Source organism: Paenibacillus sp. DMB20 (genome assembly GCF_000987955.1).
Classification (GTDB): Bacteria; Bacillota; Bacilli; order Paenibacillales; family Paenibacillaceae; genus Paenibacillus_AQ.
The window spans coordinates 66,155-81,601 of the sequence record NZ_LAZU01000006.1 but is presented as its reverse complement, the minus strand read 5'-3'; the positions used below and the strand labels follow the sequence as shown (position 1 = coordinate 81,601).

Below are 15,447 nucleotides of genomic sequence, written 5' to 3'. Positions count from 1 at the left end.
ATTTGAAGCGAAGCCGAACCATTCTTTAAAGCAAGCCGTTCGATTGGGATCGCGCAATCTAGTATAATATAGGAAAACATAACCGTTAACTTGAAATCGGTGACTACGTATACGATAGAGATTAACAAGAGTGGAGTGGACAATTTGTTTTCCATCTGGTCCTTGAGTCGTTTGAATCGCAAGCTGCTGCTGGGGCTCATCGCCGGGGTGTTTCTGATGTCATGCCTTCTGATTGCCGCCGGCGACACCAACGGTCCCCAGGGAGCCATTATTGAAATGGAGCAAAAATATATAAACAGTTCGGCCATGATCAGCCATAACGGCGGCGGAGCCGATGCCTCTTCCGTCGTCATGCCCGGCGTGCCGCTCATGATTGCCGGACTGACCAAGCTGTTCGGAGATGACGGCGGCGCACTTACCGCTTATCGCCTGATCCAATGTTTCCTTCATGCTTTTTCGGTCTATCTGGTCTTTGTTTTGGCCAGGTATATGTTTAATACATCCACTGCCTTTCTGGCATGTACGATCTATGCGCTGTATTGGCCGGCTTATGGAGTCGTCAGGCTGATTCTGCCGGATACCACGATGCAAATGCTTATGCTACTGCTCGTGTGCGCCGTCATTGGCGCGTTGGAGCTGAGGCAGGCCGGCTGGTACACCGCCGCCGGGATCCTGACGGCCCTGGTCGCCTGTTTCAATCTGCAGGCGCTTTTATACCCGATTCTTTTTCTCGTGTTATGGTGGAAATACCAGAGCCCGGCTAAGGTCATTATCGTGGGGACCTTGCTCATTATCGCCGGTTATGTCCTGGTCATGTCCCCCTGGTGGCTGAGCATTCCTCTTTTCGAAAAACTCCTGTACCTTCCGGGCCCGTGGAACATCGCACCGCTCTGGCTGGATGCGCGTTTCATCGAAGGCAACCCGCTTGTCCATCTGTACCGGAGCATATTCGGAGGCTTGTCGACGAAGTATGCCGGACGCTTTGCCAATGAGGATGCCCGGCGCGTGGTCCAATCCGCCCTGGACGGGGTACGGCTGATCCTGCTGTATGCCGGCGTCGCGGGCCTGATCTGGTCCGTTTGGAAGTATCGGTTGAAGCGGCAGCTCCCGGTCCTGCTGACCCTGCTGTATTTTATAACCGCAGAGTGGATGGTTCCGAGCTGGATGGGACAGGCTTCCCTTACGGGGTCTTTATCCTGCTTTACAGTGCATTTCTGGCCAATAAAGCCGTCGTTTATGCACATAAGTCAAGCGTCCTCCGGGGTGTGCATCGTGGACGGAAATATAACTAGAAGGCGAGAGCTCCCGGGCAAAATACATGCTTGCAATCCGGAAGACAAAACAATCACTCTAAGAGCGTTGCACTGACATACGAGCTAAATAGGCTTCATGCCCGGCGACATGCTACAATGAGATAGGAAAACGACTACAGGAGGGATTCATCAGATGGCCATTATGCCGTTAAACCGCCGGAACATTCCGGCCAGCCGGCTCGTGCTCGGGTGCATGGGGCTCGGCGGGAGCTGGGATGAGAGTCCGATTACTGAAGAACATGTAAAACAGGCGCACGAAGCGGTGGACGCCGCACTTTCGGTCGGTATCAATATGTTTGATCATGCGGATATCTATACCCGCGGCAAAGCCGAAAAAGTGTTCGGACAAGTCCTAAAAGAACGTCCTGAACTGCGTAAAGAGATCGTCATCCAGTCCAAATGCGGGATTCGTTTTGCCGAGTCCGAAGGTATACCGGGACGTTACGATTTCTCCAAAGATTATATCTTGTCCAGCGTCGACCGGTCGCTGCAGCGGCTCGGCATCGAGTATCTGGATATACTTCTTCTCCACCGCCCCGATCCCCTGATGGACCCGGCTGAAGTGGCCGAGGCGATCGACACCCTGAAATCGTCCGGAAAAGTCAGACACTTCGGCGTGTCCAACATGCATGCCGGACAAATTGCTCTGCTTCAGGCCTACAGCAAAGAACCCTTCATCGTGAACCAGCTGCAGATGAGCCTTCAGCATATCGGCTGGCTGGATGCCGGGGTTCACGTCAATCAAGACGCCGCGAAGAGCAATACGTTCCCCGAAGGCACGCTGGAATACTGCCAGCTGAACAATATCCAGATCCAGGCCTGGAGTCCGCTTGCGCAAGGCCTGTACACCGGGCGTCCGGTAGAAGACATGCCGGAGTCGATTCAAGAGACGGCCTCCTTGGTCAAACGGCTGGCCAAGGAGAAGGAAACGACGCCTGAAGCCATTCTGCTTGCTTGGCTCATGAAGCATCCGGCCGGAATCCAGCCGATTGTCGGCACCAAGAACGCAGACCGTATCCGGGCTTGCGGCGGAGCGGAACTGGTGGAGCTTACCCGTGAAGAGTGGTATTGCCTGTATGTCAGCTCCCGCGGAAGAGCCCTTCCTTAATAGTCGCCTGCTCAAATACGGCAAGACGAGGTTAAACGCTTTGGTTAAAGTGTTTAACCTCGTCTTTTTTTTGTGCAAAGAAAAGCGGGAGTTTGGGGATCGGGCCTTTTATTGTGCGTTATTTGCTCATGCCCTTTCACGCAAAAAAGAATAAGTTGGAATTGCACAACCATGCAGAAAGGAAGATTGTTATGCAAAGCCTGTTACAAGCAAAGGGCGTGACCAAACGATACAACCCTGCGCAAAAGCCTGCCTTGAACGGAATATCCTTTGAAGTACACGCCGGAGAATTTATCGGCATCATGGGGGCTTCCGGCTCCGGAAAAACAACGCTGCTAAACGTATTGTCCACCATCGACGTGCCGACCGATGGACAAATCACCATTACCGGAGTAGATATCGGCGACCTCGACGATACCCGTTCCTCCGATTTCCGCAATGAGCATCTCGGGTTTATTTTTCAGGAATATTTCCTCTTGGACAGCCTGACGGTCATGGAGAATATCGCTGTTCCCCTTGCCCTAAAAGGTCTGCCGCCAAAAGAGATCGACAGTTCTATACAAGCTTTGGCCGAGCGCTTCGGCATATCCCAGCAGCTTGGAAAATATCCGAACGAGCTTTCCGGCGGGCAGAGGCAGCGGGTTGCGGCAGCAAGAGCCATCGTCAAGAAACCTGCGATATTGTTCGCGGACGAACCGACCGGGGCGCTGGATTCCAGCTCGGCCACCGAACTGCTGAGCACGTTAAGCGAAGCGAACGAAGAATTGGGCACGACGATTATGATGGTTACCCATGACGCATATGCAGCAAGTTTTGCCAAGCGCATCCTGCTTTTTAAGGACGGGCGGATTTTTAATGAGCTTGAACGCAAAGCTCAGGATCGTCGCGGCTTTTATGAGACCATATTGGAGCAGATTGCTCTTTTGGACGAATCCCGCTAAAAGAGGTGCAGTGATGAAGTTAAGAACGATTGCTTTTAAAAACGTAAAGAAGAACCTGTCCTTCTACTCTCTCTACCTGTTCTCAGTCGCCTTTATTTTGACGGTGTTTTTCACCTTTGCGTCTTTTTCGATGAACGACATTATGATGGAGAAAATATCGGAAGACGGACGCGTAGAAACCATGTCGCGTACCATTTCCGTTTTTTTGATGGCTTTTGTTTTATTTTATATGTCCTATTCGAACAAGTTTTTTATGAAACGCCGGATGAAGGAATTGGGCATTTATGCGCTGCTCGGATACCGGAAGTCCGCCATGCTTAAATTGTTGACCATCGAAAACGTCCTGATCAGCTTAGGAGCGCTTCTCATTGGCATCGCATGGGGGCCCTGGCCCATAAAGGAATCGTTGTCGGGGTTTCCACGCTGCTCGATTTGGGGATTAATGCCTCCGCTATCCCGTTATTTAACGGCAAAGCCGTGCTCTACAGCGTTATATTCGTCTTTGCGGTCGTCCTAGCGCTCAGCTTGTCCAACTGGAGGCTGCTCCGCAAAACGACATTGTTAAGTCTTGTCCGACTCGAAAAAGCGGTGGAGAAGGCGATCAAGGTTCGTGTTTCGGCTGCCGTATTGGGGGTCCTGCTCATGATATCAGGCGATTTGGTCGCTATAGATGCAGTGCGGGGCAAAGAGTCGCTGTGGAAATCGGTCGGCGTAGCTCCCATGGGTCTGCTGATGGTGATGCTGATTGCAGCCGGAACTTCATTGTTTATCTATTCTTTTGTGCCGTATCTGATGCGCAAGCTGGAACGACGGAAAAGCCTGCTGTACAAAGACATTGCGATTGTCACGATACCCAAGTTTATCTACCGTATCCGGACCAACGCCAAAACCTTGATCATGCTGTCCCTGCTGATTGCCGGCACCTTAGGGGTATTCGGTTCCACGGCGCTCACCATGCATTATCCCGTGGCGGCCGTAACCCGCATCATTCCTTCCGCGATGGAATTTAGGGTTGAACAACCGGACCAGGCTAAACGGGCTATTCAAGCATTGAATGAAGCGATCGGCCCCGATCGATACAAAGCCCTGGAAACAACCCTTTTAAAAGTCCAGTCCCCATCGGACAACCTTCCCGCAGAGTATGAACTGGGCAAGGAGCCGGGATTTGAATTGATGGCTTTGTCGGACTATAACCGATTGCTGGAGCAGCAAGGCAAGGAAACGGACTACAAGCGGTTGGAAAATACCGGCGGCATTTTGGTAAAATACCGTTCCGATCCGGACAACCAAGATATCGGTCAAACCTACCGGCTTTCTCTTCCGGATAACCAGTCGCTGAACATCATCGTCCAGGACACGACGCTAGCCAACCCAGTCGGATTTAATATCAGCGTGGGCATCCTGGTCGTCTCCGATGAAATTTATAATCGATTGGCGGCTCTCAAGCTCCCCGAGCTTTCGGTCATGAGCATAAATGGCCCGGAATTAAGGGACAGCAAACCGGCTTACGATGCGCTGCAGCCCATCTTAAAGGACAACCCTTATTTCGCCAGCGCCTATGCTCGAACGTATGACATCATGTCCGCCAACAGCTCCACCTTTTTATTGCTGGGCTTTCTGACGGTGCTCTTTTTCATCGCGGCGGGCAGCATCCTGTATTTTCATAACATCTCGGCCATCGCTTATGAACAGAAAGATTATGAAATCCTCGCCAAAATGGGTTACAGTAAAAAGAAGATCAAGAAAATGATACGGAGACAAATTCTGGTCATGTATGCCATTCCGTTCGGCATCGGTTTCGTCCATAGCATTTGCGGGCTCATCTGCTATAAATCGCTGCTCATCGATGATATTCTGGGCCAAAACCGTCAGATTATCGTTCCGATCGCCATGGCCCTAACCATTGCCGGCGTCATTTTCTGCATTTATTATTTCATTACCAAACGAGCTTGTTACCGGGCCGCATTATCCCATTAATGCAGTCTGCGTACTCGTAAAGGCTGATCATGGAAGGAGGCGAGCCCGTTAAAAACCAGCTACTCCTACAGACAAGTGCTGCTTATCGCGAATGAGCTGCTGATTATTGCTTACCTGGTTCACGGACATTTATCCGGTCTGCCGAACGTTACCGCCATTGCGGATATCATCCTGCTGGCCCTCATGTTTCTAATCGCGATGGATGCCGTTTACATCAGCAGCATGAATCTGAAAAACAGCAAAGTTTTGACCCGGTTTACGTGGCTTTTAATGTTAGTGGGCTGGTATACCTTGTTAAGCGTCGATTCGGGAGATGAGCAGTTGTCCAAACTGCTCTCTTTCTGCGGTTCCCTGCTGTTGTACGCCGCCTTCCGATTCGTATTCGCTTTTTTCTTTCAAGACTCGGCTTACACGTTTCAAAAACCGACCGACGTTCTATTGAAAACGGCTTGCGTCATCACGCTGCTGTCAGGCTTGATCCGGGATTCGTGGTTTCATTTGCTTTTGCTTGGTCAGCTTATGCTTAGCTTCGGAGCCGGCGTTTTTCTTTGTTATGTGCATCGGAAACGAATTCTGTTCGTTCTCCGAAGCGAATGGAAGCAATTTGGGGCTTCGGCTTTGGCGGCAGCTGCGGTTTTTGTCGGCTATGTCATGTACTTTGGGACAGAACCGGAGTACGTAGAGGGACTTGGGATCTACCCGTTTCTCATCCTGCCCTTGTTCAGCATCCACCGGATTGCATTTACGTTTGCGAAAGATTTCCCTGCCATCCGGTTTCGGGGAAAAACCTCGCTGATGCTGTTGTCCGGGATCGTGTGTTTGTTTAGCGTTATTGCCTTGTTGCTGCGGCTGCAGCCGAGCGAATATTTCGTCATCCTTCACGGGCTGCTTGTGTGCATCCAAGTGTATGGCTTGCTGCTTTATCATCACGCCGGGCAACCCTCGAACGCGGCAAACGAACCGCCGATGCAGAGTATGGACAGCCATTTTGCACGGGTTCTGCGGCAGATTGAACGGGAGGAATCGATGAAAAGAGAATTCTCGCATTATCTGCATGATGACGTTCTTCAAGATCTGCTCTCTATTCGAAATATGATGAACAAATCGGATCGGCCGGAAATCCGCGGTCTCATCATGGAAGCACTCGATCGTTTAAATCTGTCGATCCGACAGCAGATGCAGGAATACCACCCCACCCTGCTCCGTACTCTGACATTTAAGGAAAACCTGAGAAATCTGTTGAGCATGGTTCAGCAGACGTATCCAACGACAAGGTTCAATATTTCGTTTGATTGCGACGATACCTTTTTCCTGGTGGAACCTTACAACTATATTGTGTATCGGGTGCTTAAAGAGCTTGCTGCAAACGCCTTGAAGCACTCGCAAGGAACCGCGCTTGACGTCCGGCTGTCCCTTAATAAGGGGCAAGTGGAGTTAGTGGTTCAAGATAACGGAATCGGCATAAAACCATCCGACCCAAAAGGAGTTAGACCGAAAGGACTGCAGTCGATTCGGGAGCAGCTCTCCCTGATCAACGGTTCCATGACCCTGGAATCGGCTCCTAGCGGAGGTTTGTGCGTGAAGGTGTATTTTCCAATGAAAGGAGAAGGCTCTTATGCATATTATCTTGATCGATGATCATGCCCTGTTTGCCAAAAGCCTGGAAATCGCTTTGGAAGGCACGCCCGAGATCGAGCGGTTTCAATCCCTTTCGGACGTCGCCGAGGCGGTTACCGTGATCCAAAAGGAGCGGCCGGATATTATACTGATGGACATCCATCTAAATTCCTCCGACAGTGAGGACGGCATTCTGCTCGCCAAAAAAATTCTGCAGGAAGTTCCCGAAGCCCATATTGTGATGCTGACCGGCTATGATCTGCCGGTGTACCGGTATGAGGCGAAAAGAATAGGAGCCAAAGGTTTTCTGAATAAAAACATGGAGCCCGCCGAGGTGGTCCGTGCCCTTCTGCAAATCCAAAACGGGCAGCCCTATTTCCCTGCATCGATCGATTTCATCGAGACGCTGACGGACAGCGAGAAGCGAATTCTGCAGTTGTTAAGCGACGGATATAAACGCAAGGATATTGCGGGCATGCTCCATGTGAGCGAAAGAACGGTCTCGAACCATCTGCAGCATACGTTTGAAAAGCTGAATGTCTCTTCGTCGTTGGAAGCCGTTGCGAAGGGGATTCAGCTTGGATACATACAACCTGTTTTTAGGACGTTATGACGCGGGTATCCTGTGTTTTATTGCGTTTATCATTTATGGCCTGAATGATCGGCAAATTTAGCCGAAGTCCTTTCCAGACCGCCGACAATCCGGTAAACTTGTTTAGGCATGTTGCATAAGAGATCTACATGCCTAAACAAAATTACTAACGATCGGTGAGTTTTATGACATCCAACCTTTTTTATAAACGCCCCTATGGCAGTAACCGCCGGGACCTCCCGTTCGCCGAGCTCGCTTCGTCCTGGACAAGCCGCGAACTGGTGAGCGACCAAGCCGCGGATGCTGCTTTTTTCCGCGGTCTTGAAGCGAAGGGGCTGTTCCTGAACCGGACGCAAATTGAAGCGGTTCGGCACAGGGAAGGCCCTCTGTTGACCCTGGCCGGGGCCGGATCGGGCAAAACGTCGGTCCTGGTCAGCCGTGCAGGCTATTTGATGGCTGTCGGAAAGGCCGATCCCTCCTCGATCCTGCTCGTGACCTTCTCCTCGAAGGCGGCGACGGAGATGAAGGAGCGGATCATGAGCCTGCCCGGGCTCGAGGCCAAAGAAGCGGCCAAGGTAACGGCCCGGACATTTCATTCTTTTTTTCTGTATTTGCTAAGGACCCGCGGGTTCCGCCAAGAAATTCTGAGCAATGCGAGGCATCAGCAATTTATCGTCAAGCGGATCCTGCGGGAAATGGGGCTCCGGGACGGCTACGAGGCGGAGACGCTGCTGTCGCTGTGGTCCGCCCACCGCATGAATATGACCGGCCTGAACGAACTGCCGGCAAACACGCCGACGGAGGTCGAGCAAAAGCAGATTTTTGCCCGGTATGAAGCGTGGAAGGAAGAAAACGGCCAGATGGATTTTGACGATATTCTCGTGCTGTCTCACCGCCTTTTGACTTCGGACTCCCGACTTCTCTCCTCCCTGCAGCGACGCTACCGTTACGTCATGGTCGACGAGTTCCAGGACACCGGCCTCCTTCCCTACGAGCTTCTGAAGCTGATCGTTCGGCCTCACGCCAACCTGATGGTTGTCGGGGATGACGACCAGACGATCTACGGTTTTAACGGCGCGCGGAACGAGTTTATTCTGGAGTTCGATCAGACGTTCCCCGGCGCCAAGGTCGTCACGCTGGGCGTGAATTACCGCTCCCTCTCCAGCATTGTCGGCCTCGGTAACGAAATCATAGAGGAGAACAAGCGCCGCAGACCCAAGAAGCTGCTGTCCACCCGAAAAAGCGGCAGCGTCCCGTTGTATCTTCGTCCGGGAGATCCGGATGAGGAAGCCGAGGTGCTGCTGAAGCATATTGTCCAGGAAGTCGGCGAGGAACGGAAAAACTATGGCGATTATGCGATCCTCTACCGTACGTCCAATAACAGCCGGGCCGTGTTCGAGCAGATGGTCATGAAAGAAATACCGTTCATTCATTATGAGCAGGGAGACCTGTTTTACGAGCAGTGGATGGTCAAGCCGGTGATGGATCACCTGCGCCTCTCGCTCGACCGAAGGAATTTCAAGGCCATGGAGGGCATTCTGAACACCCTCTATATCAACCGGGACAAGGGCATGGCATTTATTCACGAAAAGGACGCCCCACGGCCTAAAAAGGGACCGCTTGCCCATCTGCTCACCTATCCCGGGCTTCAAGATTTTCAGGTCGAGCAGATCCGGGAACGGTCCAAAATGATCAAATCGCTGAAGGGGCTCGAGCCCGCAGACGCCATTCGCGAAATCCGGCTGCGATTTTACGATAAATACCTCGAGGCGGACGGCTCGCAGGAGCTTACGATGCATAAAGAGTTCATTCAGGAGGGGCTAGACGAGCTGGAAGCTTCAGCCAAACGGTTTAAGGACGTCGCCTCCTTCGTTGGCTTCGTCGACCGTCTTATCGATATCCACCGGGAAATGGCCGCGCGTAAAAAGGATGACTCCGCCGATGCCGTGAAACTGATGACGATCCATAAAGCGAAGGGCTTGGAGTTTCCGTCCGTCTGCCTGATCGGAGCCTCGGAAGGCATTCTTCCGCACTCGTCTTCCCTGGAAGCAGGACGTTTGGACGATAACCATCCGCTTACGCCCAAGCAGCAAAAAGGAATCGATGCGTTGGAAGAGGAACGGCGGCTTGCTTACGTTGCCGTCACCCGCGCCAAGGACGAACTGATCATCAGCTCTCCCTCCTTCTATCGCGGCCGGAAGGTTGAGGTTTCCCGCTTCCTGCAAAGCGTGTTTCGGATTGAAAACGAAACAGCGGCTGCCAAGGGGCAGCGGAATGTCAAAGGCGAAAGCCGCGCTAACGGCAATCGAAACGGCGGATACGGCAATGCCGCTAAAACGAGTAGTTTCACGAGATATCGCGAAGGCGGCCTGGCCGGTAGTAACTCGGGTTACCCCAGGGACAGCCGTACAGGGCATGCTTCTATCAACTCTGGTTACTTCGGGAATGACAGCACGAATTCTCCCGGCATAACCGTAAATGCCGAACCCGTACGCACCGAAACGGTTCGCGCATGGCTGTGCTCGGGCCCGGCCTGCCGGGGCTGGCAGCGCATGGACTCCGTTTTGCCGCAAGCGAAAGGGGGAAAAGCCTGTCCGCTGTGCGGGTCGCCCATGAAACCGGGCATGAAGGAAGCCGCCGTTTCGGTTAGAAGGCGGTAGAACGAAGAAAACAGGTTTTCCGAAGTCATGTTACGACTCGAAATGATCTGTATGAACCCCATCATTAATCCTATCCGTTGGAACTACGGAGACAGCCTTATCAAAAACCTGGCGATTACGCCGGTATTCTTGAAATCTCCCGCCTCATGCCGGCTGAAAAGCCGGTGAAGTGGCGAGGGGCCTAATAGGTGATAGATTAATACTATTTTTGAGCCGAAGTTTCATTCACCTTACTTTTAAATCCCTCGACTAACACCTCTAATCCAAATTGATATTCTCTGTCCCTATCAAAACTTGAAATGTCGAAAGGCAGCGCCTCAAATGAATCAATCAAGTCCTCGTCTGCTGCTTCTTTGATTCGGTACTCCTCAATCACAAATGAGGTGACGTAATTGTTTAGTATCCACGATGCCGAAAAGATATCCTCGATCCCGACAAAAATCATGCCGCTTTTAAAAACAGGGTGCCCCCAAATCATAAAACAAAATCGAAGCTCCCTTCTATCATATTACTATTCAAATTTGACTAGATAACAAATTTCCGTTATGCTCTATACACACTAATCAAATTTGAATAGTGATCAACTGTTGAAAGGAGCCTGATTTTGTCTACCGTAAGATTGCTTGTTTTGGGTTCGATTCTTCGAAGGGGCGTCAGCCATGGCTATGGCGTATACAGCGACCTGACGTCTTGGCGTGCCGAAACCTGGACCAATGTAAAACCGGGGTCGATTTATCATGCCCTTGAAAAGCTGGAGTCGCAGGGAATGATCCGCGCGGTTGATTCTGAAAACCAAGCCAAGCTTGGACCCTCGCGCACGGAATACACGATAACCGCACAAGGTAGCGCCGAGTTTGAATCCCTTCTCGAATCGACGCTTAAGAATAACGATATTCAGTTGTTTGCGGTCGGCATTGCTTCATGGAAATGTTACCCCGGCAAAAAGTGATCACCCTGTTAAAAGAACGCCATGGTTCTCTAAAGGATTCGGCCGCCTTTTTAAAAACGCTGCCTACCGAAGAGCTCCCGCCCGATCCTTCCAGACACCCCGAGCTTGTGGGTATATGGATCAGTTACGTAGAAAATGAAGCATCAAATACCATGAAAATACTGGAATCCCTAGAGTCGGGAAAATATGTGTTCAAGGACGAAAACCCAAAGGAGCGGTATAAATGACGAAGGCCACAATGCATGACGGAAATACGATAGACATCGTAATTCAAGGCGAGGGTCCGGCTATATTAATACCCGTTAATCCTATACCGGTGAAAGGGCCCCAAGCCGATGAAATGAGGAAATGGGGAGCTGATCCCGCTCTCGGGCAGGCATTGATTGAGGGACTTTGCGATAAATATCGCGTGATAACCTTCGATTATGAAGGACACGTATTAAGCAACCCCAAACCCGACACCCTGACTCCCGATTCTATCGCCAAGGATTTTATCGCGATTGCGGATGAGGCCGGGGCAGACCGGTTTGCCTACTATGGCTACTCATGGCTTGCACTGAGCGGAATGCAGCTTGCCCTTCGAACCCGCCGCGTTACCGCTCTGATTATGGGCGGCTTCCCCCCGATTCACGGACCTTATAAAGAGATGTTGCAGGTCACGATGGCGACTCATAAACAATCCCGATCGGTTTCAAATCCCAAGCAAGGGAATCCGGGAAGCAAAAGCCAAAGCTCCGACGATTACGATTGGTCCAATGTCGAAGTGACGATGAATAAAGATCAAACCAAACAGTTTGTTACGCTTTATCAAACCTTGCAGGAATTCAATGACAGGGAAGCTCAATCCCGGCTTGTCTGCCCCCGCCTCTGCTTTGCCGGAAGTGCCGACCGCATTGATTACGGAGAACCATGGGGAAATGTTCGCGTGGACATCGTCGGTCCTCTCCTCCGTCAAAATGAAGAGATCGAAAAGGCAGGCTGGGACGTTCGAATCTTGGAAGGACTCGACCACACAGGCGCCATGCAAGCGGCCAACGTACTGCCTGTCTTGCGTCCTTGGCTTGATTCCAATCTAAATGGCCAATGAGCGAACCCCATGCTTCGGCAAAGCGTTCCCCTTAATCGGAAATCATCTAACTCATATGTATTACTCGCAGAAACCCGCAGAAACTTCATCATCCTTTAAGAAGGACGATGAAGTCGTTCTGCTTGCGATCAGTTCATCCTTATCCCTATGTTCCCGAGCTGTTCTCCCTGCCGCATGCGCTCAAAAGCCCGATCTGCTTCTTGTAACGGATATACGTTATCCACGACAGGATGCAGCGAATGGCGTTCCACGAACCGGAGCATCCCGGCAAACTCTTCGCTGCTGCCCATGGAGGTGCCGATAATGCTGATTTGCGGAAAGAAAATACCCCGGATCGGAATTTCTATGTTGTCGCCGGAGGTTGCCCCGAACGTCACGATCCGGCCGTTGGTCTTAATGACATCAAAATATCGCGGGAACGTTGCGGGTCCGATGCTGTCGAGGATCAGATCGACGGAACGGGCACCTATATCTTCTTTCCAATCGCTATGGCTGTCGAGTGCGCGATGGGCCCCATAGGAGAGCGCGGCTTGTCTCTTCGCTTCGCTTCTTGAAGTAACGGTAACCCGTGCTCCTGCTGCCAAAGCCATAAGCATGGCAAAAGTCGCCACGCCGCCGCCGATGCCCGGAATGAGAACATGCTGCCCCGGCTGCAGGCCTCCCCTCGTGAACAGGGCCCGGTAGGCGGTCAGGGCGGATAAAGGCAACACGCCCGCTTCCTCCCAGGACAGATACTTCGGCTTGCGGACGGCATTTTCCGCAGGAACAACGATAAACTCGGCAAAGGTCCCATCGGAAGGCCCTCCCACAATGGCCGGCACAGGCGGCACCTCCTCTGCCCTTTCCCATCCGATACATGGATTCATGATGACCTCCGAACCAAGGGTCAGCCCGGTCACGCCTTCGCCTATGGATTCGATCGTCCCTGCGCCGTCGGAGCCGATGATGAGGGGAACATCTTTTTCCGTTCTGGCTCCCATGATGAACAAATCCCGATGGTTCAATCCGGCGGCTTTAAGCTTCACCTTCACTTCCCCAAAGCCCGGCTCCCTGTCGCTTATATCTTGATAAGACAAGCCTTGTAATCCGCTTGTTCCGCTGTGTACGACGGCTTTCACAAGAAAATTCCTCCCTTAAGTTGTATGGTATGGCCTATAATGAAATTGTACCGGGAGGATGAAAGCCGGTAAAATGAATATAATCGATGGCGACTATCATAAATCATCATACCAAGCAGGTGACATGAACATGGAAAGCGGAGATTTGAGAATATTTCAAGCCGTCGCCCGCGAAGGCAGCATAACGAAGGCTGCGCAAGTTCTGAACTATGTGCAATCCAATGTGACCAACCGGATTCAACACCTTGAAACAGAGTTGAGGGTACCTCTTTTCACTCGGTCCAATCGGGGAATGACATTAACGCCGGCCGGCGAAAATCTGCTGACGTATGCGGACAAAGTCCTGGCTTTGATGGACGATGCCGTGAAATCCACGCAATTTTCGGAGCATCCTGCCGGTCCGCTCCGGTTAGGTTCGATCGAGACTGCCGCCGCCGTTCATCTGACGCCCATATTAACGTGGTATCATTCGCGGTACCCGGACGTAGATCTGTCGCTTGTCACCGGTGAAACGCACGGTCTGCTGCAAAAGGTGCTGAAACATGAGCTCGACGGCGCTTTTGTATATGGCCCCATCGATGATCCCGATCTGGCGTCCGTAACGGCTTTTGAAGAGGAATTGGTGCTGATCTCCGCATCGGGGAAAAGCGATATGCACGATCTGCTTGCGAAGCCCGTATTATTATTCGACGTCGGGTGTTCGCACCGGGCCAAGGTCGAGCAATTCCTGAATGAAAACGGCTCGGCTTCCTCCCAAATGATGAAATACGGAACGCTCGAAGTCATTATCAACGGGGTAGCCGCAGGCCTCGGCATATCTTTGCTGCCGAAGTCGTCGGTTGCCAAAGCAGAAGAAGCCGAAAGCATCGCATCTCACCGCCTGCCGGAAGGATACCGGGAACTGAAGGTGTGTTTTGTGTATAAACGGGTCCTTGTCCGCTCAAGTGCGCTATCTGAATTCATCCGTGCAATGGAATCAAGCGAGGAGTGTTCGAAACCATGATGAACCTGAATATGAAAAAGCGCATCGCCGATATCCAAACCAAGAACGAATTCTCGGGTACGATCCTTGTTCAAGAGAATAAGGAAATACTGGCGGAAGTAAGCCACGGGTATGCCAATCGTTCCGAGCAATTGCAAAATCATGCCCGCACGCGGTATGGAATCGCCTCGGGATGCAAGCTTTTCACGGCAATAGCCATCTGTCAGCTGGTGGAGGAGAGGAAGCTTTCGTTCGACTCCAAATTAAAAGATTGCCTTGACGTTAACTTTCCGAACTTCGATAAAGAAATAAACATACATCATCTTCTGACGCATACCTCCGGCATACCCGACTACTTCGACGAGGAAACCATGGACGACTTTGAAGAATTATGGGTCGAAACCCCGATGTACCGAGTACGGGCTTTAAAGGATTTCTTGCCGTTATTCCAGGACAAACCCATGAAATTTAAAGCGGGAGAACGGTTTCACTATAATAACGCGGGATATATTTTGCTCGGTTTAATCGTTGAACAAGCCAGTCGGCTTAGCTTTGCTGAATATGTTCAGGAACATATTTTCAGAAAAGCCGGCATGGCGGATTCGGGATATTTTGAATTTGATGCTCTCCCCCCTAATACGGCACAGGGCTATATTGATTTTAAGGATGGAACCTGGAAAACGAACATCTATTCCTTGCCTGCAAAAGGCGGTTCGGATGGCGGAGCGTTTGTAACGGTGCATGATATGGTTAAGCTGTGGGAAGCGATAATGAATCATTTGCTTCTAAATGAAGCCTATACTCGGCAGCTGCTCACTTCCCACGCTCGGGTGGACGAAAATCATAACTTCTATGGCTATGGCGTCTGGATCAAGAAAAATGAAAACGGCTCCGTTTTAAAATATCATGTGATGGGGTATGACCCGGGAGTGAACTTCCACTCCGCTTTTTATCCCGAGCAATCGGTCAACGTTGTGATATGCTCCAATAAATCGACGGGTGCATTCGATATGATGATCGGCATCGAGGATGAGATGAACCGGCCATAGATTTTGCGAATCATCGATATGATCCATAGAATCGAAAAATGAAGAGCCGCACGG

General features: G+C 51.3%; 13 protein-coding genes. 11 read left to right on the top strand and 2 right to left on the bottom strand.

What is annotated here, in order from left to right; genetic code table 11:
• Positions 1-99: 99 nt before the first annotated feature.
• From XI25_RS02410 to XI25_RS02380, 7 genes are all read left to right on the top strand, one after another.
• The gene (locus XI25_RS02410; protein ID WP_235439626.1) at positions 100-1,368 is read left to right on the top strand and encodes an ArnT family glycosyltransferase; all 1,269 of its coding nucleotides are present in this window, start codon (positions 100-102) and stop codon (positions 1,366-1,368) included.
• Between the two features lie 78 nt (positions 1,369-1,446).
• Positions 1,447-2,421, top strand: coding sequence for an aldo/keto reductase (locus XI25_RS02405; protein WP_046677197.1), 975 nt, complete (start codon positions 1,447-1,449; stop codon positions 2,419-2,421).
• A gap of 191 nt (positions 2,422-2,612) precedes the next feature.
• The gene (locus tag XI25_RS02400; RefSeq protein ID WP_046677221.1) at positions 2,613-3,362 is read left to right on the top strand and encodes an ABC transporter ATP-binding protein; all 750 of its coding nucleotides are present in this window, start codon (positions 2,613-2,615) and stop codon (positions 3,360-3,362) included.
• A 13-nt stretch (positions 3,363-3,375) separates the two neighbouring features.
• Positions 3,376-3,879, top strand: a complete 504-nt coding sequence (locus XI25_RS36060; protein ID WP_327204711.1) for an FtsX-like permease family protein — start codon at positions 3,376-3,378, stop codon at positions 3,877-3,879.
• A gap of 1,535 nt (positions 3,880-5,414) precedes the next feature.
• The gene (locus XI25_RS02390; RefSeq protein ID WP_046677196.1) at positions 5,415-6,977 is read left to right on the top strand and encodes a sensor histidine kinase; all 1,563 of its coding nucleotides are present in this window, start codon (positions 5,415-5,417) and stop codon (positions 6,975-6,977) included.
• Positions 6,955-7,569: a response regulator transcription factor gene (locus XI25_RS02385; RefSeq protein ID WP_046677195.1), complete on the top strand. Its 615-nt coding sequence runs from the start codon at positions 6,955-6,957 to the stop codon at positions 7,567-7,569. Before XI25_RS02390 ends, XI25_RS02385 begins: the two co-directional genes overlap by 23 nt.
• A gap of 164 nt (positions 7,570-7,733) precedes the next feature.
• Entirely contained in the window at positions 7,734-10,208 is a 2,475-nt protein-coding gene (locus XI25_RS02380) for a UvrD-helicase domain-containing protein (RefSeq protein WP_046677194.1), read from the top strand.
• Between the two features lie 202 nt (positions 10,209-10,410).
• Here XI25_RS02380 and XI25_RS02375 read toward each other — a convergent pair whose 3' ends face one another.
• A complete protein-coding gene (locus XI25_RS02375; protein ID WP_046677193.1) occupies positions 10,411-10,686 on the bottom strand; it encodes a hypothetical protein in 276 nt (91 codons plus the stop codon).
• Between the two features lie 126 nt (positions 10,687-10,812).
• Here XI25_RS02375 and XI25_RS02370 point away from each other — a divergent pair, with 126 nt between their 5' ends.
• Both XI25_RS02370 and XI25_RS02360 read left to right on the top strand, forming a co-directional pair.
• Entirely contained in the window at positions 10,813-11,157 is a 345-nt protein-coding gene (locus tag XI25_RS02370; RefSeq protein ID WP_046677192.1) for a PadR family transcriptional regulator, read from the top strand.
• A 223-nt stretch (positions 11,158-11,380) separates the two neighbouring features.
• Positions 11,381-12,244, top strand: coding sequence for an alpha/beta fold hydrolase (locus XI25_RS02360; RefSeq protein ID WP_046677190.1), 864 nt, complete (start codon positions 11,381-11,383; stop codon positions 12,242-12,244).
• A gap of 128 nt (positions 12,245-12,372) precedes the next feature.
• On the opposite strand, the gene XI25_RS02355 is transcribed toward XI25_RS02360, so the two are convergent.
• Positions 12,373-13,362: a zinc-binding dehydrogenase gene (locus XI25_RS02355; protein ID WP_046677189.1), complete on the bottom strand. Its 990-nt coding sequence runs from the start codon at positions 13,360-13,362 to the stop codon at positions 12,373-12,375.
• A gap of 130 nt (positions 13,363-13,492) precedes the next feature.
• On the opposite strand from XI25_RS02355, the gene XI25_RS02350 reads away from it, so the two are divergent.
• Complete coding sequence (locus XI25_RS02350; protein ID WP_046677220.1) at positions 13,493-14,365, top strand: LysR family transcriptional regulator; 873 nt, start codon at positions 13,493-13,495, stop codon at positions 14,363-14,365.
• Positions 14,365-15,393 carry a serine hydrolase domain-containing protein gene (locus XI25_RS02345; protein ID WP_046677219.1) on the top strand — a complete coding sequence of 343 codons (1,029 nt, stop codon included), beginning with the start codon at positions 14,365-14,367 and terminating at the stop codon, positions 15,391-15,393. Before XI25_RS02350 ends, XI25_RS02345 begins: the two co-directional genes overlap by 1 nt.
• Positions 15,394-15,447 lie beyond the last annotated feature (54 nt).

Bases quoted from the DNA above. Each gene is read 5' to 3' on its own strand.
- XI25_RS02405 (WP_046677197.1), top strand. From the start codon at position 1,447: ATGGCCATTATGCCGTTAAACCGCCGGAACATTCCGGCCAGCCGGCTC.
- XI25_RS02400 (WP_046677221.1), top strand. From the start codon at position 2,613: ATGCAAAGCCTGTTACAAGCAAAGGGCGTGACCAAACGATACAACCCT.
- XI25_RS36060 (WP_327204711.1), top strand. From the start codon at position 3,376: ATGAAGTTAAGAACGATTGCTTTTAAAAACGTAAAGAAGAACCTGTCC.
- XI25_RS02385 (WP_046677195.1), top strand. From the start codon at position 6,955: ATGCATATTATCTTGATCGATGATCATGCCCTGTTTGCCAAAAGCCTG.
- XI25_RS02380 (WP_046677194.1), top strand. From the start codon at position 7,734: ATGACATCCAACCTTTTTTATAAACGCCCCTATGGCAGTAACCGCCGG.
- XI25_RS02375 (WP_046677193.1), bottom strand. From the start codon at position 10,686: ATGATTTGGGGGCACCCTGTTTTTAAAAGCGGCATGATTTTTGTCGGG.
- XI25_RS02360 (WP_046677190.1), top strand. From the start codon at position 11,381: ATGACGAAGGCCACAATGCATGACGGAAATACGATAGACATCGTAATT.
- XI25_RS02350 (WP_046677220.1), top strand. From the start codon at position 13,493: ATGGAAAGCGGAGATTTGAGAATATTTCAAGCCGTCGCCCGCGAAGGC.
- XI25_RS02345 (WP_046677219.1), top strand. From the start codon at position 14,365: ATGAACCTGAATATGAAAAAGCGCATCGCCGATATCCAAACCAAGAAC.